Source organism: Amycolatopsis orientalis (genome assembly GCF_000943515.2).
In the GTDB taxonomy this organism is placed as follows: Bacteria; Actinomycetota; Actinomycetes; order Mycobacteriales; family Pseudonocardiaceae; genus Amycolatopsis; species Amycolatopsis orientalis.
This window is the reverse complement of record NZ_CP016174.1, coordinates 8521270-8545194: the sequence shown is the minus strand read 5'-3', so window position 1 is coordinate 8545194 and position 23925 is coordinate 8521270. Positions and strand designations below refer to the sequence as shown.

Here is a 23925-nt window from a genome sequence, read left to right as displayed (position 1 = left end):
TACGGCGCGCCGCCTGGGCCCGGGTACGGCCCACCGCCCGGGTACAGTCCGCCGATGCCCGGCTACGGACAGCCGCCCAAGAAGAAAAAGACCGGGCTGATCATCGGCCTGATCATGGGCGGCGTGGTCCTGCTCGGCCTGGGCATCCCGGGCGGCATCTTCGCGTCGGAGTACTACTCGTCCGTCGGCAAGCCGCCGGTCTCCCAGCAGCCGCCCGCCCAGTGCAAGGTCTCCCCGGAGCTCCTGAACAAGGCCATCACCAACAGCTTCCAGGGCTTCCGCGAGAACGAGATCAAGGCCCTCGACATCGTCACCAAGCAGTACGGCTGTTCTTGGGTGGCGCCGGACGGGGACAACGTCCACGACCGTGCCCTGCAGATCACGGTCTACCGCCACGAAGGGCCGGACGCCGAGAAACGGGCGGCGGAGTCCTCCACCGGATCGGCCGCGCCGTCCGAGCGTCAGCAGCAGGTGCCGGGGATCGGGCAGAAGGCCGTCCTCGTCTCCCTGGACACCGACAGCGCCTTCAGCGGCGCCGAGCTGCGGTTCATCCAGGGCGTGTACGTCGGTGTCATCACCTACAAGGGCTGGGACAAGGGGTTCTTCACGAACTCGCCGATCCCGCCCGCGGAGTCCGCCGAAGTGGCGAAGTCCGTGGGCGCCGAGGTCGCGAAGAACCTGCCCCGCTAGGCGTACAGACCGTTCAGCCAGGCAGTCCACGCCTTCTCGGCCTTGTCCGCGTCGGCCTCTTCGGCGAACAGGTGGTGCCCGATGCCGACAGGCCAGCCCCACACGTTCCGGCCGTAGAAGCGGTACAGCGCGTCTTCGGTCCGGACGCCGAGGAAATTCGACGTCAGGTAGTCGACCACCCCTTCGACACCGGGGACATCGAGGTGCACCCGGTCGCCCACGGCCGTCGCGCCGATCGCCGCCCGGACCGCTTCGAACGCCTCCGGGGCGATCGACGCTTCGGGCGCGTCGGCTTTGAAGTACTTCGCGTCGCGGCGGTTGAAGTGCGTCAGGTACTCGCCGAGCGAGTGGTAGTAGAAGGCCGTGTGACGGCGGCAGGCGTCGTATTCGACGTCCCAGTCGTCGAGGACGGTGGTGTGCTCGTAGCGCAAGTACGTCCCGCCGTCCTTCGGTTCGAGGACGTACTCGAGGGTGTTGAACCAGCCCTCCTCGTTCTCGGCGTAGGTGACGAAGCGTCGTGACGGCTTCCAGACCGTGACCATGCCGCCGTTCGGAGTGAGGCCGGATTCGGCGCCGCCGTCGCGTGGTTCGTACTGGATCGGCCAGAGCCAGCCGCCCGTGCCTTCGGTGATCGCGGCCCAGGTGTCGGCGGGCGGGGTGGGCAGGAAGCCCTCGAAGCGGACCTCGGATTCCTTCGCCATGGCTGTCCTCTCTCGTTGTCTTCATAGAGGCGACGCCTGGCCAGGGGCCGTTTCGACAAACGGAGCGCGGTTAGCCCGCTAAAGGCGACGTGACGCGGGTCACGGTCGTGAGTCAGTCGTGGATGGGATGGCGGGCTTGGAAGGCGAGTCTTCCATCGGCGGCCGCCGCGATGCGGTCGAGTACGTCGTCGAGGGCCATGAAGACCTCCCACGGCGACTGCCCGCTCGCGGCGGTCAGGCGATCGACCAGGAGCTGTTCGAGGTCCGTGACCCGCTTCGCCTTCCACACCTTGTCCGCGGTGCTCACGAGCAGGTCCTCGACGCCGACGTCCGCGCTCCAGGCGGCGTGCGTCCGCGCGAACCGCGCCCGCTCTTCGTCGATCCCTTGGGACAGAAGGAGTTCGTAACCGGCCTGCTCGTGCGCGGAGCCGGGTCCGGACAATTCCTCGGGGTGGACCGTCTTGCCGATGTCGTGAGTGGCCGCGCCGAATAGCGTCGCTTCACGTTCGAAGGCCAGCTCCGGATGCTGTTTCTCCAGCCAGTCGGCCAGGGAACAGGCCACGTCGTGGACCGCCCGGAGATGCGCGGCGAGCCGCGGGGGAGCGGCCAGCTTCTCCAGGAGTTCGCTCACTTCGTCCGGCAGGGGCCGGGGCCCCGGGTCGGTCAGGGCGCGGCGCAGGGCTGGCGAGGGCATGACATCCAGAATGACAGAAAGCGCCGCTCACCCGGCCGGTTCCTCCGCCGCGTCGGGCTGGCTGGCGGCCCACGAGGTGAGGATGAGCAGGGCGTCATGGGAGGGGCTGCCCGGTTCGGCGGTCAGGATCATGAGCCGTTGCCCGGAGCCGTCGGGCCCGGCCCAGGTGTCGCAGTCCAGCGTGAGGTCGCCTGCCAGCCGGTGACGGTAGCGCTTGGTGCCGTAGGTGGCGGTGTTGACATGGTGCTCCGCCCACCACGTGCGGAAGTCCGTGTCCTGGAGCGACAATTCGCCGACGAGCCGGGCACAGTCGGGATCGTCGGCCGCGGCTTCCATGCGCAGCGCGGCGACGGCTTCGCGGGCGTCGTGCGCCCAGTCGACGTGCATCCGCCGGATCTCCGGATGCGTGAACAGCAACCGCAGGTAGTTGCGCCGCGCGGGCGGGATGGCGGCGAAGTCGGTGTAAAGCGCCGCGGCGGCGGCGTTCCAGGCGAGGATGTCGAGACGTTCACCGAGGACCATCGCCGGGGCGCGGGTGAGCTGGTCGAGCAGACGTCGCATCGGAGGTCGCACGCGTTGTGCGGGACGACGGCGGCGGGGACGGGCGTCCGTTCGGCCGGCGAGGTCGTAGAGGTACTTCTGCTGGTCCTCGTCGAGGCGCAGGGCGCGGGCGAGAGTGGCCAGCACGGAAGCGGAGGCGCGGACGCGGCCCTGCTCCAGCCGGGTGTAGTAGTCCACGCTGATGGCGGCGAGCTGGGCGACCTCCTCGCGGCGGAGCCCGGCGACCTTGCGCCCGGCGTCCGTCACGGGAAGACCGCACTCCTGTGGTGACAGCCGGGCCCGGCGGGCTTTGAGGAAGGCGCCCAGCGCTTTGGAGTCGGGGTCGGAACTCATGACTCCAGTGTGGACGGTCGCGGTGCGACTGTGCGGGGGCAAGTTCCTTCCCAGGGAGAAATCTGCTCTGCCACCCGCGTCGTGCCCGGCCGAAAGTGGGAGTCACGACATCCCGCCACCGGCTCAGGAGAGTGACTCATGACCAGGACCACCGTCGGTTTCGACAGTGCCGGCATCCCGATCGCCGCCCACCTCTACCTCCCCGACGCGCCGGGTCCGCATCCCGCGCTCGTGGTCGGCCACCCCGGCACCGGGGTGAAGGAACAGGCTTCCGGCACGTATGCGCGGCGGATGGCGGAGCGCGGCTTCGTCACCCTCGCCTTCGACGCCGCCCACCAAGGCGAGTCCGGTGGTCTGCCTCGCGGTCTGGAAGACCCTGCCCAGCGCGTCGAAGACTTCAAGGCCGCCGTGTCCTTTCTGGGCACCCGCGCCGACGTCGACGCGGACCGCATCGGGCTGCTGGGCATCTGTGCCTCGGGTGGCTACTCTCTCGCCGCCGCGGGCGGGGACCATCGCGTCAAGGCCGTCGCCACCGTCAGCGGCGTCGACGTCGCCCGCCAGTTCCGCCTCGGCGCGGACGGAACGCAGGACCGGGCCGTCTTCCAGGGCCTGCTCGACGCCGCCGCCCACGCCCGGACCGCCGCCGCCCGCGGCGAAGATCCCGGGACGCTGGCCGTGTTCCCCGAAACCGCGGAACAGGCCGGCGCGCTCGGTGGGGAGCACGGCGTCGAGGGCTTCGAGTACTACCGCACTTCACGCGGCGGGCACGAACGCTCCGCGAAGTCCCTCGCCTGGGAGAGCATCGACAGGCTGGCCTCCTTCGACGCCTTCCACGCCGTCCCGCTCATCGCCCCGCGTCCTCTGCTGCAGATCGTCGGCAGCCGGGCCGTCACCGCCTGGATGGCGATCGAGGTCCATCAGCGCGCCACCGGCTCCAAGGAGCTCCACTGGATCGACGGGGCCAGTCACGTCGACCTGTACGACAGGAAGCAGTACCTCGATCCCGCGATCGACAAGCTCGCCGACTTCTTCGCCGGCCACCTCGCTTGACAACCGCTGCGCCGCCCGGTCTACTGGAGGTATCGAACAAGCGTTCGAAGTGCCGCCTTCCCCGTGGCATGCCGGTGCCGTCCACAGAGGACGGTTTAGGTGTCGTGGGGAGGCGGGGTCCGGTGACAGCGGAGGTGGTCGAGGCACGGGCCTTGCCGTTGGCGAGGCTGGCGGCTTTGCCAGGAGTGAGCACGGCCAGTGGCGTGGCTTCCGCGGCCGAACACGCGAGGACGACGGGAAGGGTGCTCCCGGTGTCCCCGGCGTTGTCCGGTCTGCTGCCCGCCGCGGGGCTCCGGCGCGGGAGCACCGTTTCGGTGCTGGGGTCCACGTCACTGATGCTCACCCTGCTGGCCGCCGCGACCGCCGGCGGTGCGTGGGCGGTCGCGGTCGGCCTGCCCGCGCTCGGGGTGGTCGCCGCCGCGGAACTCGGGGTCGAGGTGGGCAGGCTCGCGCTGGTCCCCCGTCCCGGTGCCGAGTTCCCGGCGGTGACCGCGGCCCTGCTCGACGGTTTCGACCTCGTGGTCGTCGGTCCGGGACTCGCCCGGCCCGAGGTGGCGAGGCGGCTGTCCGCCCGCGCTCGCAACCGTGGTTCGGTGCTGCTTTCGCTGGGTTCCTGGCCCGGTGCGGAGGTCGAACTGAGCTGCCGCCGATCCCGCTGGACGGGCTTCACCGGCGGCGGCGCGGGCTATCTGCGCGTCCGCGAGGTCGAGGTGCGGGCCGGTGGCCGGGGTGCGGCCGCCCGGCCGATGTCGGCGTTGCTGCGGTTTCCCGGTGAGGGCATGGTCGAGCGAGCGGACTTTCCCGCGGCCAGGTGGGGGACGGCGTGAACCCGCCCGTGCGCATGCTGGTGCTGTGGTGCCCGGACTGGCCCGCGGTCGCCGCCGCGGCCGTCGCGGGCGAACCCGTCGGCCGCCCGGCCGCGGTCTTCTCGGCGAACCGTGTGGTCGCCTGCACCGCGGTGGCCAGGGGGTACGGCGTCCGCCGGGGGATGCGGCGGCGCGAGGCCCAGTCCTGCTGTCCGGAGCTGGCGGTCTTCGGCGAGGACGACGGCCGTGACGCCCGGCTCTTCGAGTCCGTCGCGCAGGCGGTGGAGGAAGTGGCCGTCGGGGTCGAGGTGGTGCGCCCGGGGATCGTCGCCGTCCCGGTCGAGGGCGCGGCCGGTTATTTCGGCGGTGAACACGGCCTTCTCGAACGGCTGATGGACGAGGTGTCCGTGGCGGCGGGGGGGGAAAGCCAGGTCGGTGTCGCCGACGGCCTGTTCGCCGCGACGCTCGCCGCCCGCCGTTCGACACTGGTCGAACGCGGTGGGACGGCGGAATTCCTGGCCCCGCTGCCCATCCGCGAACTCGACCAGCCCGAAGCCGGTCGCGCCGAATTGGTCACCCTGCTCAAACAGCTCGGCCTTCACACGCTGGGCGCCTTCGCGGCGCTCGACGAAAGCGACGTCTCCGCCCGCTTCGGGATGGAGGGCGTGCTCGCGCACCGGCTGGCACGGGGCCGGTCCGAACGTCCGCCGTCACGCCGTCGTCCGCCGCCGGAACTCTCGCTCGCGAAGGCGTTCGACCCACCGATCGACAGGGTCGACGCCGCCGCGTTCGTGGCGAAGGGCCTCGGCGAACGGTTCCACGCCGGCCTCGCCGCGCACGGGCTGGCCTGCACCCGGCTCGGTATCTACGTCACCACCGAGACCGGTGAACAACTCGGCCGCGTGTGGCGCTGCGCCGAACCGCTGACCCCGCTCGGTGTCGCGGACAGGGTGCGCTGGCAGTTCGAAGGCTGGCTGAAAGCCAAGGAACGCCCTCATTCCGGAGTCGTCCGGCTGCGGCTGGAGCCGGAGGAGACGGTCGAAGGCCGATCACTGCAGCTCGGGTTGTGGCAGGCGGGTGCGGCGGGCGTACTGCGACCGTCCACAGAGGACGAAGACCTGTCCGGCGAGCGCGCCGGTCGCGCGCTGGTGCGGGTGCAGGGCTTGCTCGGCCCGGAGAGCGTCTTCACCGCGGTGCTCGACGGCGGTCGCGATCCCGCCGAACGCGTCCGGCTGGTGCCGTGGGGCGACAGGCGCGAGAAGTCGGCGCAGGCGGACGCGAACTGGGCCGGGAGGCTCCCGTCGCCTTCCCCGGCGACGGTGTTCGCGCGGCCGGTGCCCGCCCAGGTGCTGGACGAGAACGGGCGTGCCGTGGAGATCACCGCGCGGCGCCGGGTCACCGCCGCGCCGTTCCTCGTGAGCTTCGAGGGCGACGAGCCGCGCGAGGTCCTCGGCTGGGCGGGGCCGTGGTTCGTCGGGGTCCGGGCCGGGGCGGGACATGCCCGGTCGGGGACCCGGATGCGCATGCAGGTGCTGCTGGCCGACGGGCGGGACGCCGAGGAGGCGGTGCTGCTCCGCTTCGAGCATCACAAGAATCCGATGTGGACACTGGAAGGGAAGTACGACTGAACATGGACGAGGAGTACACGCGGCTGGTGCGGCGATGGCTGGAGGAACCGGCCGTCCCGGTGCAACGTGCGGAGCTGGACACGGCCTGGGCGGCGTGCGTCCCGCGCGCGGAAGTGTTCGTCCCCGCGCCGAGAAGCTCGGCCGAGAACCGGTGACCGATGGGCTGGAACAACCCTCCGCGGCCTTGGAAGGACCTCGCCCGCGAGCTGGCGGGCGAGGTGCCGCCCGGGGACGGCGGTGACAGCCCGGCGTGGAGCGCCAAGCGGCAGGGGTACCAGCGGCCCGCGGATCTGACCGGGCTGATCGGTGACGACGACGGCGCCACCGCGCGCCGGATGCCGTACGCCGAGCTGCACAGCCATTCGAACTTCAGCTTCCTCGACGGGGCGAGCCATCCCGAGGAACTGGTGGAGGAGGCCGCGCGGCTGGGCCTGGACGCGATCGCGCTCACCGATCACGACGGCATGTGCGGCGTGGTCCGCTTCGCCGAAGCGGCGAGGGAACTGGGCGTGCACACCGTTTTCGGCACGGAACTCAGCTTCGGCCTGTCCGGGCCGCAGAACGGGTTCGCCGATCCCGAGGGTGAGCACCTTCTCTTGCTGGCCAGGCAGCAGGACGGTTACCTGAGCCTGAACCGGGCGATCACCGCGGGCCAGCTGTACGGCTTCGACAGGCAGTCGCTGTCCCCCAAGGAAAGGGCGGAGAAGGGCAGGCCGGTCTACGACCTGCGCGCGGTCGCCGAAGAGGTCCGCGGGAAATGCGTCGTACTCACCGGATGCCGCAAGGGCGCGGTGCGCAAGGCGCTCGTCACCGAAGGCCCCGCCGCGGCCGTCGAGAGACTGAAGGAACTCATCGACTGCTTCGGCCGGGACAACGTCTACGTCGAACTCATCGACCACGGCCTTCCCTTGGACAGCACGCACAACGACCTGCTGAGCGAGATGGCCGGGGAATTCGGGTTGCCGACGGTGGCGACCACGGCCGCGCACTACGCCCGGCCGGAGCGGGCTCCGCTCGCCGACGCGCTGAGCGCCATCCGCGCCCGGCGGGGCCTGGAGGACATGGAGGGCTGGCTGCCCGCCGCGGGGATGGCGTTCCTGCGGTCGGGGGAGGAGATGGCCGAGATCTTCGAGCGGTATCCGGGCGCGGTGCAGCGGGCGGCGCTGCTCGGCCGGGAGTGCGCGTTCGAGCTGCACCACATCGAGCCGAAGCTGCCGCCGTTCGAGGTGCCGGAGGGGCACACCGAAGCGTCCTTCCTGAAGAAACTCACCCGTGAAGGCGCTAAGGAACACGAGAAGAACAAAGACGCCGAATACCGCGAGAAAGCGCGGAAGCTGATCGAGCACGAACTGAAGATCATCGAAGAACTGGGTTTCCCTGGCTACTTCCTGATCGTCTGGGACATCGTGCGGTTCTGCCGGGAGGAAGGAATCCTCTGCCAGGGCCGGGGATCGGCCGCGAACTCGGCGGTCTGCTACGCGCTCGGCATCACCAAGGTCGACGCCGTGCGCTACGACCTGCTCTTCGAACGGTTCCTCGCCCCGGATCGCGACGGCTACCCGGACATCGACCTCGACATCGAATCCGATCGCCGAGAGGAGGCGATCCAGTACGTCTACCGGAAATACGGCAGGCTGAACACCGCGCAGGTGGCGAACGTGATCACCTACCGGGCCCGGTCCGCGGTCCGGGACGCGGCGCGGGCGCTGGGATACACGCCCGGCCAGCAGGACGCGTGGAGTAAACAGATCGACCGGTGGGGCGCGTTGCGGGCCACGGAGAAGGACCACGATCACGACATCCCGGAAGAGGTCGTGGAACTCGCCTGCGCGCTCGAAGACTTCCCGCGGCATCTGGGTATCCATTCCGGCGGGATGGTGATCTGCGCGCAACCGGTGAGCGAGGTCGTCCCGATCGAATGGGCCCGTATGGAGAACCGCAGTGTCGTGCAATGGGAGAAGGACGACTGCGCCGCCGCGGGACTGGTCAAATTCGATCTGCTCGGCCTCGGAATGTTGTCGGCACTGCACTATATGATCGATCTGGTTCGTGACCACAAAGGGGAAGAGGTCGACATCTCCGAATTGGATCTCAAGGATCAGAACATCTACGGAATGCTCTGCCGCGCCGACGCGATCGGCGTCTTCCAGGTGGAGAGCCGGGCGCAGCTGGCCACGCTGCCCCGCTTGCGCCCCACTACTTTCTACGATCTGGCGGTCGAGGTCGCGCTCATCCGGCCCGGCCCGATCCAGGGCGGTTCGGTGCATCCCTACATCCGGCGCAAGAACGGTCAGGAGAAATGGGATTTCGACCATCCCAAACTGGCCAACGCGCTGGGAAAGACCCTCGGCGTCCCGTTGTTCCAGGAACAGATGATGCAGATCGCGCTCGACGTCGCCGATTTCACCCCGGCGGAGGCGGATCGCTTACGGCACGCCATGGGGGCCAAACGGTCCGAGCAGAAGATGGAACGGCTCAAACGGCGCTTCCTCGAAGGCGCCGCGAAGAACGGCATCCAAGGCGAGCTGGCCGAGAAGATCTTCGGCAAACTCAAGGCGTTCGCGAATTTCGGCTTCCCGGAGAGTCACGCGCTGAGTTTCGCCCTGCTGGTGTTCGCGAGCGCGTACTTCAAGTACTACCACCCGGACGCGTTCCTGGCGGGTTTGCTGCGGGCTCAGCCGATGGGGTTCTACTCGCCGCAGTCGCTGGTCGCCGACGCGCGGCGGCACGGGGTGAAGGTGCTCGGCCCGGACATCAACGCGAGCCTCCCGCACGCGACGCTGGAACCCTTGCCGGAAGGGGGAGAACTGCTCGCCGTGCGGGGTGGCCTGTCCACCGTGCGGATGATCGGCGAGAAGCTGGCGAAGGAGATCGTCGAGGAGCGGGAACGCGGGGGCCCGTTCGCGGATCTGGCCGAGGTCGCCAGGCGGATGCGGCTGACCAAACCACAGGTCGAGGCGCTGGCCGCGGCCGGCGCGTTCGGTTGTTTCGGCGAGAGCAGGCGGAGCGCGCTCTGGGCGGCGGGCGCGGTCGCCGACGAAAGCCCGGAGAAGCTGCCCGGGCTCATCACCGGGGCCAAGGCGCCGATGTTGCCGGGGATGGACGAAATCGACATCGCGGCGGCGGATGTCTGGGCCACCGGGGTGTCGCCGGACAGCTTCCCGACCCAGTTCATCCGGGACCACCTCGACGCGCTCGGCGTCGTCACGGCGGCGGGCCTGCGGGAGGTCCCGCACGGCACGGAGGTGCTGACCGGCGGCGCGGTGACCCATCGCCAGCGGCCGGCGACCGCGGGCGGTGTCACCTTCATGAACCTCGAAGACGAGACGGGGATGATCAACGTGATCTGCACGATGGGGGTGTGGCAGCGCTATCACCGGGTGGCCCGCGGCAGTCCCGCGCTGCTGATCCGGGGCGTGGTCGAGCGCACCGGCGAGGTGGTGAACGTCCTCGCCGAACAGATCCGGCACCTGCCGCTGCGGATCACCGCCAAATCCCGTGACTTCCACTGAAACCCTCTTGACGATCACCGGCCGGCCATGCTGAAGTCTCCCCAGCGTCGCAGTGCACCCGGCAAAGAGACCGTCGTGGGCATGGAGGCGCCGGACCATGGGAAATCATGGAAACCCCTTTTCAGACGGACGACCGGTTGACGGCGTTCGGAAATCAACTCATTCAGGTGCACAACTGGCTGCGTAAAGAGCTGGCCAGGCTGGACGACGACCTCGAGTCGGTCGCGGCGGGGCGCGCCGAGCGGCTGCGCGATCTCCGGGCGCATTGCCTCACCTTCTGCTCGGCGCTGACCAGGCATCACACCGGCGAGGACGGCGGCGCTTTCCTCGTGCTGGCGGAGGAATTCCCCGAACTGCGGCCCGCGCTCGAAGAACTCGCGCACGACCACGGAGTGATGACAGGGATCATCGAACGGCTCGAAAAGCTGGTCGCCGGTGTCGGCCCAGGGACGAGTCAGGACGAGATCCTTGACGTCCAACGGGAACTGGACGGGCTCACGGCGATCATGGAGACGCATTTCCGTTACGAGGAGAAGCGGATCGTCGAGGCGCTCAACTCGCTGGACATATCGGAGTGGCGGGAGTCGAAGCCCCCTTTCCTGCTGAAATCGCATTAGGACACGATCTGTCCTATACGGGTTCTAACGTTCTTCTCAGCGCACACGACGACTGAGGAGAATCCCGATGAGCAACCCGATCCCCACCGGATATCACTCGGTGACGCCCTGGATCATCTCGCGTGACACCGCGCGCGTGATCGACTTCCTGAAGCGGGTCTTCGACGCCGAGCCGCTCGGCGAACCGGTGTACGTCGAGGGCGGGAAGATCGGGCACGCCGAGGTCCGGATCGGCGACTCGGTCGTCATGCTGTTCGACGCGCAGGACGACTGGATCGAAACCCCGGCGTATCTGCGGCTCTACGTCGAGGACAGCGTGGAGACGCAGCGCCGGGCCGTCGAGGCGGGCGCCGAAGAGGTCACGAGGCAGACCGAACTCTTCTTCGGCGACCGCGTCGGCCGGGTCCGCGACCCGTTCGGCAACCTGTGGTGGATCCAGACCCGGCTGGTCGACCTCGACCCGGCCGAGATGGAGCGCCGGATGAACGACCCGAAGTTCGTCGAGGCCATGCGGTACGTCTCCGGCGCGAAGATCATCCCGAGCCGCTGAAGTCGGTAGGGTGGTGGTCGCGACGCGGAGGTGAGCAGGTGGAGCACCACCCACTCCGGGGTAACCCCGGGGAGTACGAGGACAGCGAGACAAGGCGCCCCGCGCGAGAGCGGCATGCTTCGCGTACGGGTCCGCGCGGATGACAGGAGAAAGAGTCACCTCCGCGTCGCTCCTCGAACCCATGCCGGTCTGGCGATTTCAGGTGGCTCGCTGGGCGACCTTCGACGACTGCGCCGCCGCACTGGACCTGACACCCGGTGAACTCTCGTGGTTCGCCGACACGAAGGGCTGGAACCGGCGCGCGGCCGGCCCGGTCCGGCACTACACCTATCGCTGGATCCCGACGGCGTCGGGCGGGGTGCGGCTCATCGAACGGCCGAAACCGCGGCTCGCCGAACTGCAGCGCCGTATCGTGCGGCACGTCGTCGGGGCCCTGCCGGTGCACGAAGCCGCGCACGGATTCCGGCGCGGACGTTCGGCGATGACCTGTGCCGCGCCGCACGCCGGCCGGGAGACCGTGGTCAGGATGGACCTCGAAGGGTTCTTCCCGGCGGTGTCCGCGCGCCGGATCTCGGCGTTGCTCGCGCTCGCGGGCTATCCGGCCGCCGTGGCGGAGGCACTGGCGGGCGTGCTCACCACGGCCGCGCCGCCCGAGGTCGTCGCCGCCGCGCCGGACGGGCGGCGGGATCCGGCCCGCGTGCGGCTGCTGAACAGCCTGGCGGCCACGCATCTGCCGCAGGGCGCGCCGTCCTCGCCCGCGGTCGCGAACGCGGTCACGCACCATCTGGACCGGCGGCTGGACGGCCTCGCGCGCACGCTGGGCGCGGCCTACACGCGCTACGCCGACGATCTGGCGTTTTCCGGGGATTCCCCGCCGCTGCACCGGTTGCTGCCCGGCGTCCGGCGGATCGTGACCGACGAGGGCTTCCGGCTACGGGACGACAAGACGTCGATCGCCGGTGCGCACCAGCGGCAACGGGTCGCGGGCCTGGTGGTCAACAGCGCGCCCGCCGCGACGCGCGCCGACTACGACGCCCTGCGCGCACTGCTCCACAACTGCGCCCGCACCGGGCCGGAGGCGCAGAACCGGACCGCGCATCCGGACTTCCGCGCCCATCTGCTCGGCCGGATCGGCTGGATCGCCGCGTCGTCACCGGCGCGGGCGGCGAAACTGCGCGCGTTGTTCGGCGGCATCACCTGGCCGTGAGCGGGTGTGCGATCCTGGACGGGTGATCGAGACCGCCGAGGCTCAGCCGGATGAATTCTCAGCGGGAAGGAGTGCTTCGAATTTCCGTGAAGCCGTCCTTTCCCGGCAATGGTGGGAAAAACGCAGTTTCGTCGGCTGTGATTTCACCGAAGCCGACCTTCGGGGACTGCGGACCCAGGGCTGCACCTTCGACCAGTGCGACTTCACCAAGACCGACTTCGAGGGCTCGCGTCACGAGGCGTCGGCATTCCGGTCCTGCACCTTCGACCGCAGCGTGCTCGCCGGTACCCGGTGGAGTTCCTGCTCGATGCTCGGATCGTCCTTTGTGGACTGCCGGTTCCAGAAGATCGCGTTCACCGACTGTGATCTGTCCCTGGTCTCGCTGAGCCGCAACCGTCTGTCCAAAGTAGACTTCTCCGGCCTGCGGCTGCGTGAGGCCAACCTGACCGAGGCCGATCTCACCGGCGCGGATCTGCGCGGCGCCGATCTCACCGGCGCCCGGTTGGCGGGCGCGAAACTCGACGGCGCCGACCTGCGTGGCGCGCGGATCGACGCCAACGGCCTGGTGCAGGCGAACCTCTCGGGCGTCCACGTGGACACCGAGACCGCCGTGGCCTACGCGGCCGCGCACGGCCTTGTCATCCACTGACTCCTGGCCCTCGCGTGTAGTCGACTACTTGCGCCGCCCCGGCGTGCAATGAAAGGTCCTTTCCTTGCAAAATTTGCGAGGAAAGGACCTTTCATTGCAGTGCGGGCTAGTCGATCGGCGGTTCGCCCGGGTCCAGTTCGATGAGGTCGCCCTCGGCGAGCAGCTCCTCGATGGACGCGGGCAGCAGGTACGCCGACCCGCCACCGGGCTGGTTGAACCACGGGATCGCGACCCCGGCCAGCGCCTCGAGCGGACGCTGCACCCGGTACACGTGGTACGGCCGGTTCACCCACTCCGGCACGAGCGAACGCTCCTCGAACGGCGTCCCGGCCGCGTAGGTCAGGTTGCCGTTCGGGCCGCCGAAGCGGTCCAGCTCGCTGCCTGCGGGCAACTCACGCAGTTCCTTGCCGCGGAACAACGTCAGCGGCGGTTCGCCACTGAGCGGCGAGATCGGCCAGTTCTGCTTGGCGTCGGGCGGTCCGGCGCTCGCCGCGGCCGGCGGGCGGGCCGGTTCCTCGCGCCGCATGGGCGGCGGGGGAGGCGGCGTCACCGGCGGTTCGCGGCGGGGCGGGGCGGGCGGCGGGCTCGACAGTGCCGGGTTGGGCAGGGCCGGGCTCGGCCGTGCCGGGGGCGCGGGCGGGACCGGAGCCGGGGTGGGCTCGTCGTCCAGGTCGTCTCCGAGCAGCTCCTCCGCCGTCGTGAACGCCGTCTGCTCCTGCGGCGGGATCGATTCCCGCGGCGGCACCGGATGCGAACCGGTGGCGACCTCGGGGGAGAGCGTCGCCAGCACGGGCGGGGCCGGAGCGGGCGGCTCCTCGGCGGGCCGCTCTTCGACGGCGGGAGGCTCCTCGACGGGCGGAGCGCCGTTCGGGTTCAGCAGAACCTTGCCGAGCATGAACGCGGCCGCGTCCTCGGCGTCACCGAACACCGCCGGGTTGGTCAGCTTCCCGTCGTACCAGCCGACCCGCCAGCCACCGCCGTCGACCTGCTCGACACTCCAGCCGTGCTCGGCGGGGGCGCCGATGCGGTAGACGTCGTCGGGCACGTCGAGGTCGTCGAACTTCGACTGCAGCTCGTTCAGCACCGGCACGGGGTGCTCGGCGCGGCGCGGCCGCTCCGGGGCCGCACGGCGCGAGGGCTCCTCACGCTGCGGTTCGGGTTCCGGACGGGACACGGGGGCGGCGGTAGCAAAGGTCCCCCGCTCCTGCGGCGGGCCGTCGACCTGCGTGACCTCCGAGTCGGACGGCGGGGGCGGGCTCGGCGGCTCCGCGTCGTGCGTGAGGAGGGGCAGGCCATCCGCGTCGGCCTGCTCGACCGGCGTGTAGCCGGTGGTCGCCTCCTCCTCGGGGGGCGCGTACGGCTGGTCTTCGTCCTGCGGGGCGTAAGCGTCGTGCGTTTCCTCGCGGGGCTGCTCGTAGGCGTCGACGTGCGCGGGCCGCGCGTACGTGGTGGCCTCCGGGTCGGCGGTCTGCGGCTCGGGCTCGGCGCGCTGGTGCGGCTCGTCGTCCTGGCGGGCTTCGTCGGCGTAGACGTCCTGCTCGGACTCGTGGAACTGCGCCTGTTCGTGCGCGTACGGCTCGTCGTAGCCGTCCGCGTACTGCTGCTCGGCGGCGGCTTCGTGGAAGTCCTGCGCCTGGTAGTCCTGGGTGTCGTAGTCCTCTTCGTACCGCTGGGACTGCTCCGCCTGGTCCGGGACGGTGGTCTCGGCGGCGGGGACGGCCGCGGCCGCCGCGACCGGTGCGGCCGCCGCCGCGGCCATCGAGGCGGCGTCGGGACCCTGCTGGTGCGGTGCCGGCGGTGAGACGGGCGGCTGGGCGGCCTGGTTCGGGCCGGGGCCGCCTGGGCCCGCGGGACCGTGGGGTCCCGGCTGACCGGGAGCACCCTGGTTGACCGGTGCCTGCTGCTGCGGCGGCACGGGTCCGTTCTGGGCGGGGCCGTTCTGCGGCGGACCCTGCGGCGGCGGGCCGCCGGGGCCACCAGGGCCACCGGGGCCACCGGGGCCGCCGTTGGGCCCCCCGGGGCCGTTCGGCCGCTGCTGCGGAGGCTGATTCCCCCGGGTGAGGTACCCCGCCGCGGCCTGCAGCGTCGGTTCGTCGACCTCGGGCAGCGTGAAGCCGTTCTGCCGGACGTGGTCGATCAGGTCGAGTTCCGGCGAGACGCCGTACTCGCGCAGGTAGTAGTTGACGGCGGCGGGCCAGATCCACTGCCCGTCGCTGTGGAAGGCGACCGGGACGGTGGCCTCGGGGGTCTGGGCGAGCCGGTCGATGTCGTAGCCGCGCTCGGTGACCACCAGCGGCGCGTGGTCGAGGTATTCGAGCAGCCTGTCCTGCTCCTCGATCTCCAGGTCGGGCCGGTTGATCACCGGACGCCCGGCCGGGCCGATGGTGTCGAAGATGCGGGCGATGCGGAAATGCGGGCCGGGTTGCTCGGGGCCGAGGCCGGACATGCGCCGGATCAGCCATTCGGGCACGTTCTCCTCGGAGCGGGGGAACATGCGGAGTTCGTCGGAGTACGCCTGCGGAGGCGGCGCGAGGCGCCACTGAGGCTCGTCGCGGTTGTACTCGAGGTTGTAGCTCGAGGGGTGGTCGAGCTGGTAACGGGCGTTGAACCAGGTGCCGCGGCCGTCGCGGTACATCCCGGCACGGAGCCTGCCGAACAGCGTCGCGATGTCGTGCGTCGCGACCCACTCGTGCGCGGTGCCGTCCTCGGTGATGATCTCGCCGGTCATCTCGTGGTACCTGCCGACGGCTCGGTACTCGGCGGTCACCTTCCGCCAATCACGCGGTGCGGCCCGCAGCAGGGCGAGGCCGATCTGTTTGACCAGGGTGTCCTGCTCGGTCGCGTTCAGCTGAGTCGTCGGTTGTGCCACGGTCACATTTTGACCGTATCCGCGCCCGCGTGCACCCCGCATGTGGGTTTTGCCGCTCTTGACACCTCGGAAGACGCCCTGACCTGCTGCCGGATAACTCACCCGGGATACTGGCGACGTGAATCGTTTCGCCCGCGAGACCGTGAAGGACGAGGACTGATGGCGGTGGCCGGACAGCGGCGTGACCGTGGGGCACTGCTCCGTCACCTGCCGTTCCTGCTGGTGATGCTGGTGGTGGCGGTCGCGGCCCTGCGGATCGGCCAGTACCACTGGCGCCAGGGGGCCGCGCTGATCGGCGGGGCCCTGATGCTCGCGGGCCTGCTGAGGGCGGTGCTGCCGGACGCGAAGGCGGGGCTGCTGGCGATCCGGGGCAAGCCGGTCGACGTCCTGACTTATGGCGCGCTTTCTGTCTTGATCCTTTTCATCGCCTTCACGATCACCGGCGGTCCCCTGTCCTGATGCGCGTGAAGGCCCCCTTCCCTCGACTCAGCCGAGGGAAGGGGGCCTTCACGCGCTTGAGGGGTCAGGAAGCCATGGCCGGGGTGAGCCGGGCCTCGCGGCGGTCGAGGCCACCGGAGACCGCGGCCAGGGAGAGCCCCAGCACGGCCAGCGACGCGCCGACCCAGTTGGGCGCGACCAGGCCGAGTCCGCCCGCGATCACCAGGCCGCCGAGGTAGGCGCCGATCGAGTTCGCGATGTTGAACGCCGACTGCACCGCGGCGGAGACCAGCGACGGCGTGCCGCCCGCCTTCTCCATGATCCTGGCCTGCATCATCGGGCCGATCATGAAGCCGGCGAGGCCGACGAAGAAGATCGTCACCGCGGCGCCGACCTTCCCGTTCGCGGTGAAGGTGAAGATCGCCAGCACCGTCGCGAGCGCGAACAGCGCGACGTAGAGGCTCGGCATCAGCGCCTTGTCGGCGAGCCTGCCGCCGAGGTAGTTGCCGATCGTCATGCCGACCCCGGCGAGCGAGAGCAGCAGGGTGACGTTCGACGGGGAGTAGCCGGTGACGTCGGTCAGCATCGGGGCGATGTAGGACAGGCAGGCGAACACGCCACCGAGGCCGAAGGTGACGATCGCGAGCGCGAGCCACACCTGCGGACGGCGGAAGGCGCCGAGTTCGCCGCGGAGCGACGGATCGGCCGGTTTGCCCTGGTGGGGGACCAGTTTCGCGATCGCGGCGATGGCGACCAGACCGATCACGGCGACGACGCCGAACGTCGCGCGCCAGCCGACCTTTTGGCCGAGAAGCGTTCCGAGCGGTACGCCGACGACGTTGGCGAGGGTCAGGCCCATGAACATCATCGAGACGGCCTTCGCGCGTTGGCCCGGCTTGGCCAGGCTGGACGCGACGACCGCGCCGGCGCCGAAGAACGCGCCATGCGGCAGGCCGGCGAGGAAGCGGAAGGCGACGCCGAACTCCTGGTTCGGCGAGAGCGCGAAGAGGGCGTTGCCGAGGGTGAACAGCCCCATCATCGCCAGCAGCATGGTCTTGCGGGGCAGCCGGACGGCGGCCGCGGTGAGCAGGGGAGCGCCGACCACGACGCCGAGGGCGTAGCCGGAGATGAGGTAGCCGGCGGACGGGATCGACACGTCGAAATCTGCGGCGGCTTCGGGCAGCACGCCCATCATGACGAATTCGGTGGTCCCGATGCCGAAGGCACCGATGGCGAGCGCGAGCAGCGCGACGGGCACGGCTCTCCTTTCGGGGGTCGTACTGGGTAAACGATTACTCGCCCACCGTCGCGGATGGACTTCTGAATCGATCTAGGTCTCGGACACAAAAGAAGACAGCGCGTTCGGCGCGTGCGTCGACGAGCTGCCCTGCATCCAGTTCAACCGATCAAGGGTGCCTTTGTCATCCCGGTTTCGGGTGAGGCTGCCCACCCTCAGCGGCGGGCGGCGAGCACTCCCTGGAGCAGGCCGGGGAAGAGTTCGTCGAGATCGTTGCGGCGCAAGGAGTTGTAGCGCGTGGTGCCCTGCTGGCGGCCCATGATGATGCCCGCTTCGCGCAGGGTGCGCAGGTGATGGGTGAGTGTGGACTTGGTCACGGCGACGTCGAATCCGCTGCACGAGATCTCGGTGCCGGGTTCGGCCAGTTGGCGGACCATGTCGAGCCGCACCGGGTCGGCGAGCGCGGCGAGGACCGCCTCGATCCGGATCTCGTCCTGCCCGGGGTAGACGTACTGCGGGGTGGTGGTCGCGGCCATGGGTCCATAGTACGACGCCCCTCGAACTTTCGGCGAGTTCGTAGTACGGTCACCATCGAACTACGACAACCATCGAACAAAGACCCCAGAGCGACTTTCGCCCCCTAATCGCGCTCCGGCGCCGGCCGGGGGCCCTCGGCACCGAGTCGCGTTCCGCGGGCTAACCGCGCTCCGGGCCGCACCCGGGCGACAGGGCCCCGGAGCGACTTTCGCGGGCTAACCGTGCTCCGCCGGCAGCCGGGCACCTGCGCCACCGACTTGCGTTTAGCCCCCTAATCGCGATCCGGTGCCGGGGGCGGAAGTGGCGTGAAAAGGGGTCTGGAGCTGGGGAGTCCATGACTTTCGCACCACCCAGGACCTCGGTGCTCGCACTCGGCACCTTCGCGGTCGGCACGAGCGGCTACGTCGTCGCCGGACTGCTGCCCGCGCTGACCGGCGAACTCGGCGTGTCCGAGACGGCCGCCGCCCAGCTGGTCACCGCCTTCGCCATCGCGTACGCCGTCGGCTCGCCGCTGTTCGCCGCGGTCACCGGCCGCTGGGAACGGCGCACGCTCCTGGTCGCCGCCCTCGTCGTCACCGCGATCGGCAACGCCCTCGCCGCCCTCGCCCCCGGATACGTGACGCTGCTCCTGGCGCGGATCGTCACCGCGATCGGCGCGGCCGTGTTCACTCCGGCCGCCAGCGCGGTCGCCGCCGAACTCACCACACCCGAACGCCGGGGCCGCGCCGTCGCGCTCGTCTTCGGCGGCCTGACCGTCGCGACGATCCTGGGCGTCCCGCTCGGCAGTGTCCTTTCGCAGAGCGTCGGCTACCAGGCCGTCTTCGCGCTCGTCGCGGCCTTCGCCCTCCTCGGCGCCTTCGCGGTCCGGCTGGTCCTGCCGCCCGTCCCGGCGCCGCCGCCGGTCCGGCTGGCCGAACGGTTCACCGTCGCCAAGGACCCGCGCGTACTCGCCATGCTCGGCGCGACCGTGCTCGGCTGCCTCGCCGCGTTCTCCGTCTACACCTTCATCTCGCCGGTCCTGTCCGCCACGGCAGGCGTCCACGGCACGACGGTCAGCCTGCTGCTGTTCGTCTACGGCGCGGGCGGCGCGCTCGGCAACGTCCTCGGAGGCCGCGCCGCCGACCGCTGGGGCGCGAAGGGACCGCTGCTGGTGGTGTTCGGCGGGATCACCGTGGTGCTCGCGCTGCTGCCGTTGGTGGCGACCACCGTCGCGGGCGCGGCCGTCGTGCTGTTCCTCTGGGGGCTGGCCACCTGGTCGGTCAACCCGCCGATCCAGCACCGGCTGATCGAGCTGTCCCGGCAGAACGCCGGGCTCGTCCTCTCGCTCAACGCGTCCGCGATCTACCTCGGCGTCGGCCTGTCCGGCCTGGTCGGCGGAGCGGTGCTCAGCGGTGGCGGGCCGCTCCTGCTGCCCGAGATCGCGGCGGCGCTGACCGCGCTCGGCGCGGTCGTGGTCGTGGCGGGCTGGCGGAGCCGCGTTCGGCGGCCCGCGTTGGCGGAGTGAGGACTATTCGGTCCGGGACAGGACTTCGCAGTCGGGGCCGGGGAACACCAGCCCTTCGTGCCCGTCGGCGAACCGGACGAGATACGGCGGTGCGCCGTCTTCGCCGCGTACTTCGAGGATTTCGCCGCGCTGCTCAGCCGAGCCCACCGTGCGTCCGTGCACCTGGATCTCGTCTCCGACGGTCGCGTGCATGAAAACCACCTCCGACGCCTCCAGGTTAGGAGGGGCGGAGGGGTTCGTACAGGTACCCGCCACGATCGGCCGAGGGCTTCGGCGAAATTCGCGGGCTCGCCGTGACAGCCGTCGATAAGCTGCCCGGATGACCGACGTACTCGACGTGGTGCCCGGGAAGAGCGGTGAACTGGTGCTCCGCCGGGCCGGTGACGATTTCGAAGTCATCGCCAACGGGGTGTTCCTGATGGACACCCGCAACGGCGAATCCGAACGGCTGCTGGTCTCGGTGGCGGCGGATCTGGTGCCGGGCAAGGCACGCATGCTCATCGGCGGCCTCGGTGTCGGCTATTCGCTGCGCGCCGCGCTGGATCACCCCGGCGTCGGCGAGATCGTGGTCGTCGAGCGCGAACCCGCCGTGATCAGCTGGAACCGCGAGGGTCCGCTCAAGGACGTCCACGACGACGCGCTCTCCGACGAACGGGTCACCGTCGTCGAGGCCGATCTGGTGAAGTGGTTGCGCCGGACGGAAGAGCGGTTCGACGCGCTGTGCCTCGACATCGACAACGGTCCTGAGTGGACGGTCACGGACGGCAACGCGGAGCTGTACCGGGAAGACGGGCTCGACATGCTGGCCGCGCGACTGCGGCCCGGCGGCGTGCTCGCGGTGTGGAGCGCCGAGTCGGTGCCGTCGTTCGCGAAGCGCCTGCGTGCGCGGTTCGGTCAGGTGCGGGAGCTGAAGATCCCGGTGCCGCAAGGAGAACCGGATGTCCTGTGGTTCGCGCGGGTGTAGCGGACGCGGCGCGGGTCAACGCGAGCTGGTGCGACACGGTGTGCCGCGCGCACGGGCTCGCGGGCGCCTTCTCCCGCCACGTCTGGAAATCGGCGCGCCGGACGCCGCCGCTGTACCCGGACGCGGTGACCTTGACCCCGGACGCGTCGGTCGCGGACGTGCTGGACGGGATCGACACCTCGCCGGGCTGTTCGGTGAAGGACAGCTTCGGCCGCCTGGATCTCGCGCAGGCGGGTTTCACGGTGCTCTTCGAAGCCACCTGGATCACCCGGACGGCTCGGGTGCCCCTCGAACCAGGCTGGTCTCGCACTGACGATCAGTTCGGGGATCCGTCCGTCGCGGTGTGGTCCGACGGTGTCTCCGGCGTGACAGCCAACCGCGACGGCGACTTCGCCGGACTGTCCAATTTGTACACTCAGGGCGACCTCGACGACGCCTGGCGCGGCGCGACCTCGGCGGTCGCGGCGAGCTTCCCCGGTCTGCCGATCACCGGGTACGAACGCGGGGACGATCTCGAAGCCGCCCTGCGGAACGGCTACACGGCGCTGGGGCCGCTGCGGGTCTGGCTGAAATGATCGCCGCATGGAGATCACGACCTGGCACCTCGAACAGACCTCGCCGGACGACTTGAGCGCGGCGAAACCACCTGCCGTCCCGGTGACGATCACCCGCGCCGAGCTGGTCAGCCCGGAGCTGAACCGCTACCTCTACACCGCCGTCGGCGGCGACTGGTTCTGGATCGACAGGCTCGCCTGGACTTGGGACCAGTGGATCGAGTGGCTGGACAGGCCGGGCGTCGAGACCTGGGTGGCGTACGCGCAGGGGACGCCGTGCGGCTACTTCGAACTCGACGGCAGCGGCGAGGGCGGTCTTGAAGGCACTGTCGAACTCGCGTACTTCGGCCTGTTGTCGTCCTTCGTCGGAAAGGGCATCGGCGGGCATCTGCTGACCGTCGCGCTGCGCGAGGCATGGGCGCTCGCCGAGCGCTGGCCCGGCAAGACGGCGACGCGACGCGTGACGGTCCACACCTGCACCACGGACGGTCCGGCCGCGCTCAAGAACTACCAGGCACGCGGCTTCCGGATCTTCCGCACCGAAGTCGGGCAGGAAGAACTGCCCGCCGAGACACCGGGGCCGTGGCCGGGAGCGGCGAAGAGGTAGTTACTTCGCCGGCGCCTTGGCGGCGGCCTTCGCCGCCTTCTTGAACGCCCGCACTTCACCGAGGGTCTTCGCGTCGACGACGTCGGCGATCGAACGCCGGGAGCCGCGGTCGCCGTACGAGCCGGTGGCCGCGCGCCAGCCCTTCGGCTGCACGCCGAGCTGCTTGCCGAGCAGCGCGAGGAAGATCGCCGCCTTCTGGTCGCCGAAGCCGGGGAGCGCCTTGAGTCGTTTGAGGACTTCGGGGCCGTCCGGCTTGGGGCGTCCGGAGGTCCAGATCCCGGCCGCGTCACCGTCGTAGACGTCCATGACGTGCTGCGCGAGATCCTTGACCCGCCGCGCCATCGAGCCGCCGTAGCGGTGGATCGCGGGCGGGACCACGCAGAGTTCGACGAAGGTCTCGGTGTCCATCTCGTGGATCTTCTTGATGTCGAAACCGTCCATCCGGTCCGCGATCTTCTGCGGGCCGCGGAACGCGTGCTCCATCGGGAACTGCTGGTCCAGGAGCATCCCGACGAGCAGGGCGAACGGGTCCTCGGTCAGCAGCCTGTCGGCTTCCTCGTCCCCGACCAGGTGCAATGCGCGCGTCATGCGCCCAGGATCTCACGACCGGGCCGGTGAGCGCGTCCTCATCCGTGTGGGTCGACCAGAAGGTCCGCGGCCGCGGTGGTGACCGCGGCCGACACCGCCGCCAGCGCGGGGGAGTCGAGTTTCCACTGCTGCCAGAACAGCGGTACGTCGATCGGGTGGTCCGGGTCGAGAGAGAGGAACGTCCCGTCGCGCAGGCGGTCGCCGATCTGCGCGAGCGGCACCATGCCCCAGCCCATCCCGGCCGCGACGGCGTCGAAGAACCCTTCGGACGACGGGACGTAGTGCCGCAGCGAACTCGCGATCGTCCCGCGCTCACGCGCGAAGCGGTCCTGGAGGTCGTCACGGCGGTCGAAGACGACGACGGGGGCTTCGGCGAGGTCGAGGTCCGTGCCGAGCGCCGGGCTCACGACGGCCAGATAGCGCATCTGCCCGAGCCGGTGCACCGAACACCCCGCGACCGGATCCGGCGACGACGTCACGGCCGCCATCACCAGGCCTTCCCGCAGCAGGGTCGTGGTGTGGTCCTGATCCTCGCGGTGCAGTTCGAAGCAGATCTTCTGGCCGGCCGGCACCCGGGTGAGCGCCGGCAGGAACCACGTCGCCAGCGAGTCGGCGTTCACCGCGATCGGCAGCCGGACCGGTTCGTCGCCCGCGGTCAGGCCCAGTTCGGCCCGCGTGTCGGCCTCCAGCAAGGCCAGCTGACGGCCGAAGCGCACGACAGCCTGCCCGGATTCGGTCAGGCGCACCGGTTTCGTGCGGATCAGCAGCACCCGGCCGGTGCGCTGTTCGAGTGCCTTGACGCGCTGGCTGATCGCCGACGGCGTCACGTGCAGCGCCGAGGCGGCCGCGTCGAAGGTGCCTTCGTCGGCGACCGCGAGCAGGGTGCGGACCAGGTCGAGCGGCAGATCGGTCATCATGAGCGCTAATGTTACGTAAGAATCTTTAGCTGTACTGTTGACGCTCCGCTTCCTAGTGTCGTCCGTATGGAAGACGCCCTGTTCAGCGCGGCCGCCGGATTCGGCGCCACCATGGCCCTCATCGTCGCGATCGGCGCGCAGAACGCCTTCGTGCTGCGTCAGGGCATCCGGCGGGAAGCGGTGCTGGTGGTGGTCCTGATCTGCATCGTCTCGGACGTCATCCTGGTCAGTCTCGGCGTCGGCGGGGTGGGTGCCTTGGTGGGGACGTCGCCCGAAGCGCTGACCATCGTCGCCCTGGTCGGCGGCGCTTTCCTGCTCTGCTACGGCGCGCTCGCGGCCCGGCGCGCGTTCAAGCCGGCGGCACTGGAGACCGGCGGCCCGGAGACCGGCGGATCGCTGCGCCGCATCGTGCTGACCACGCTGGCGCTCACCTGGCTTAATCCGCACGTCTACCTCGACACCCTGCTGCTCCTCGGCGCGATCGCCGCGGGGCACGGCGGCGGCCGGTGGGCGTTCGGTGTCGGTTCGGTGCTGGCGAGCGTGATCTGGTTCCTCGTGCTCGGCTTCGGGGCGCGGCTGCTCAGCGGGTTCTTCCGCAACCCGGCGTCGTGGCGGGTGCTCGACGGTCTGGTCGCCGCGACGATGATCGCGCTCGGGGTGACGCTGGTGGTCAGCGCCTGATCGGTTGCGGGGCACCGCGGACACTTGTATG

At 70.2% G+C, this 23925-nt stretch carries 25 protein-coding genes; 16 read left to right on the top strand and 9 right to left on the bottom strand.

The genetic code is table 11. The features are described from left to right. Window positions 1-54: 54 nt before the first annotated feature. Window positions 55-690, top strand: coding sequence for a hypothetical protein (locus SD37_RS37225; protein ID WP_236725206.1), 636 nt, complete (start codon window positions 55-57; stop codon window positions 688-690). Here the strand turns inward: SD37_RS37225 and SD37_RS37220 are convergent. The 3 genes from SD37_RS37220 to SD37_RS37210 form a co-directional block, all read right to left on the bottom strand. After that, window positions 687-1391, bottom strand: a complete 705-nt coding sequence (locus SD37_RS37220; protein ID WP_044855650.1) for an SRPBCC family protein — start codon at window positions 1389-1391, stop codon at window positions 687-689. The two genes, SD37_RS37225 and SD37_RS37220, sit on opposite strands and share 4 nt — an antisense overlap. Window positions 1392-1503: 112 nt before the next feature. Next, on the bottom strand, window positions 1504-2085 hold the full coding sequence (locus SD37_RS37215; protein WP_044855649.1) for an HD domain-containing protein: 582 nt from the start codon (window positions 2083-2085) through the stop codon (window positions 1504-1506). A gap of 27 nt (window positions 2086-2112) precedes the next feature. Next, window positions 2113-2979, bottom strand: coding sequence for a helix-turn-helix domain-containing protein (locus tag SD37_RS37210; protein WP_044855648.1), 867 nt, complete (start codon window positions 2977-2979; stop codon window positions 2113-2115). A gap of 138 nt (window positions 2980-3117) precedes the next feature. Between SD37_RS37210 and SD37_RS37205 the strand changes: the two genes are divergently transcribed. The 9 genes from SD37_RS37205 (at window position 3118) to SD37_RS37170 (ending at window position 12998) form a co-directional block, all read left to right on the top strand. Then, on the top strand, window positions 3118-4029 hold the full coding sequence (locus SD37_RS37205) for an alpha/beta hydrolase (RefSeq protein WP_044855647.1): 912 nt from the start codon (window positions 3118-3120) through the stop codon (window positions 4027-4029). Window positions 4030-4151: 122 nt separating this feature from the next. Then, entirely contained in the window at window positions 4152-4856 is a 705-nt protein-coding gene (locus SD37_RS37200; protein ID WP_065913052.1) for a hypothetical protein, read from the top strand. 14 nt (window positions 4857-4870) lie between these two features. Beyond that, window positions 4871-6463, top strand: coding sequence for a DNA polymerase Y family protein (locus tag SD37_RS37195; RefSeq protein ID WP_065913119.1), 1593 nt, complete (start codon window positions 4871-4873; stop codon window positions 6461-6463). A 2-nt stretch (window positions 6464-6465) separates the two neighbouring features. Further along, entirely contained in the window at window positions 6466-6618 is a 153-nt protein-coding gene (locus tag SD37_RS42905) for a hypothetical protein (protein WP_162835882.1), read from the top strand. Between the two features lie 3 nt (window positions 6619-6621). Further along, window positions 6622-9975: an error-prone DNA polymerase gene (locus SD37_RS37190; RefSeq protein ID WP_044855645.1), complete on the top strand. Its 3354-nt coding sequence runs from the start codon at window positions 6622-6624 to the stop codon at window positions 9973-9975. Window positions 9976-10082: 107 nt separating this feature from the next. Further along, complete coding sequence (locus SD37_RS37185) at window positions 10083-10592, top strand: hemerythrin domain-containing protein (RefSeq protein ID WP_044855644.1); 510 nt, start codon at window positions 10083-10085, stop codon at window positions 10590-10592. 67 nt (window positions 10593-10659) lie between these two features. Continuing rightward, complete coding sequence (locus SD37_RS37180; RefSeq protein ID WP_044855643.1) at window positions 10660-11142, top strand: VOC family protein; 483 nt, start codon at window positions 10660-10662, stop codon at window positions 11140-11142. A 139-nt stretch (window positions 11143-11281) separates the two neighbouring features. Then, on the top strand, window positions 11282-12349 hold the full coding sequence (locus SD37_RS37175; protein WP_237671648.1) for a reverse transcriptase family protein: 1068 nt from the start codon (window positions 11282-11284) through the stop codon (window positions 12347-12349). A gap of 25 nt (window positions 12350-12374) precedes the next feature. After that, window positions 12375-12998 (top strand): pentapeptide repeat-containing protein, encoded by a 624-nt coding sequence (locus SD37_RS37170; protein ID WP_044855811.1) that lies wholly within the window; start codon window positions 12375-12377, stop codon window positions 12996-12998. Between the two features lie 106 nt (window positions 12999-13104). Here SD37_RS37170 and SD37_RS37165 read toward each other — a convergent pair whose 3' ends face one another. Beyond that, complete coding sequence (locus SD37_RS37165) at window positions 13105-15909, bottom strand: TNT domain-containing protein (RefSeq protein WP_418189796.1); 2805 nt, start codon at window positions 15907-15909, stop codon at window positions 13105-13107. A 117-nt stretch (window positions 15910-16026) separates the two neighbouring features. On the opposite strand from SD37_RS37165, the gene SD37_RS37160 reads away from it, so the two are divergent. Further along, on the top strand, window positions 16027-16326 hold the full coding sequence (locus SD37_RS37160) for a DUF3017 domain-containing protein (RefSeq protein ID WP_044855640.1): 300 nt from the start codon (window positions 16027-16029) through the stop codon (window positions 16324-16326). A 64-nt stretch (window positions 16327-16390) separates the two neighbouring features. Here the strand turns inward: SD37_RS37160 and SD37_RS37155 are convergent, their stop codons facing one another. Together SD37_RS37155 and SD37_RS37150 are read right to left on the bottom strand one after the other, a co-directional pair. Then, a complete protein-coding gene (locus SD37_RS37155; protein WP_044855639.1) occupies window positions 16391-17563 on the bottom strand; it encodes an MFS transporter in 1173 nt (390 codons plus the stop codon). Window positions 17564-17757: 194 nt separating this feature from the next. Beyond that, on the bottom strand, window positions 17758-18078 hold the full coding sequence (locus SD37_RS37150; RefSeq protein WP_044855638.1) for an ArsR/SmtB family transcription factor: 321 nt from the start codon (window positions 18076-18078) through the stop codon (window positions 17758-17760). Between the two features lie 335 nt (window positions 18079-18413). Here SD37_RS37150 and SD37_RS37145 point away from each other — a divergent pair, with 335 nt between their 5' ends. Further along, window positions 18414-19583, top strand: coding sequence for an MFS transporter (locus tag SD37_RS37145; protein WP_044855637.1), 1170 nt, complete (start codon window positions 18414-18416; stop codon window positions 19581-19583). Between the two features lie 3 nt (window positions 19584-19586). Here the strand turns inward: SD37_RS37145 and SD37_RS37140 are convergent, their stop codons facing one another. Then, entirely contained in the window at window positions 19587-19775 is a 189-nt protein-coding gene (locus tag SD37_RS37140) for a DUF1918 domain-containing protein (protein ID WP_044855810.1), read from the bottom strand. A gap of 127 nt (window positions 19776-19902) precedes the next feature. Between SD37_RS37140 and SD37_RS37135 the strand changes: the two genes are divergently transcribed. Genes SD37_RS37135 through SD37_RS37125 form a run of 3 tightly spaced genes read left to right on the top strand, consistent with a single transcriptional unit; the run spans window position 19903 to window position 21708 of the window. Continuing rightward, window positions 19903-20547, top strand: coding sequence for a spermine/spermidine synthase domain-containing protein (locus SD37_RS37135; RefSeq protein WP_044855636.1), 645 nt, complete (start codon window positions 19903-19905; stop codon window positions 20545-20547). Further along, on the top strand, window positions 20529-21122 hold the full coding sequence (locus SD37_RS37130) for a hypothetical protein (RefSeq protein ID WP_044855635.1): 594 nt from the start codon (window positions 20529-20531) through the stop codon (window positions 21120-21122). The genes SD37_RS37135 and SD37_RS37130 overlap by 19 nt, the downstream gene beginning before the upstream one ends. A gap of 7 nt (window positions 21123-21129) precedes the next feature. Further along, window positions 21130-21708 (top strand): GNAT family N-acetyltransferase, encoded by a 579-nt coding sequence (locus SD37_RS37125; RefSeq protein WP_044855634.1) that lies wholly within the window; start codon window positions 21130-21132, stop codon window positions 21706-21708. Here the strand turns inward: SD37_RS37125 and SD37_RS37120 are convergent, their stop codons facing one another. Further along, window positions 21709-22296 (bottom strand): HhH-GPD-type base excision DNA repair protein, encoded by a 588-nt coding sequence (locus SD37_RS37120; protein WP_037308946.1) that lies wholly within the window; start codon window positions 22294-22296, stop codon window positions 21709-21711. It lies immediately after the preceding gene. A 38-nt stretch (window positions 22297-22334) separates the two neighbouring features. After that, the gene (locus SD37_RS37115) at window positions 22335-23213 is read right to left on the bottom strand and encodes a LysR family transcriptional regulator ArgP (protein WP_044855633.1); all 879 of its coding nucleotides are present in this window, start codon (window positions 23211-23213) and stop codon (window positions 22335-22337) included. 66 nt (window positions 23214-23279) lie between these two features. Between SD37_RS37115 and SD37_RS37110 the strand changes: the two genes are divergently transcribed. After that, window positions 23280-23894: a LysE/ArgO family amino acid transporter gene (locus tag SD37_RS37110; RefSeq protein WP_044855632.1), complete on the top strand. Its 615-nt coding sequence runs from the start codon at window positions 23280-23282 to the stop codon at window positions 23892-23894. The last annotated feature ends 31 nt before the right edge of the window (window positions 23895-23925 follow it).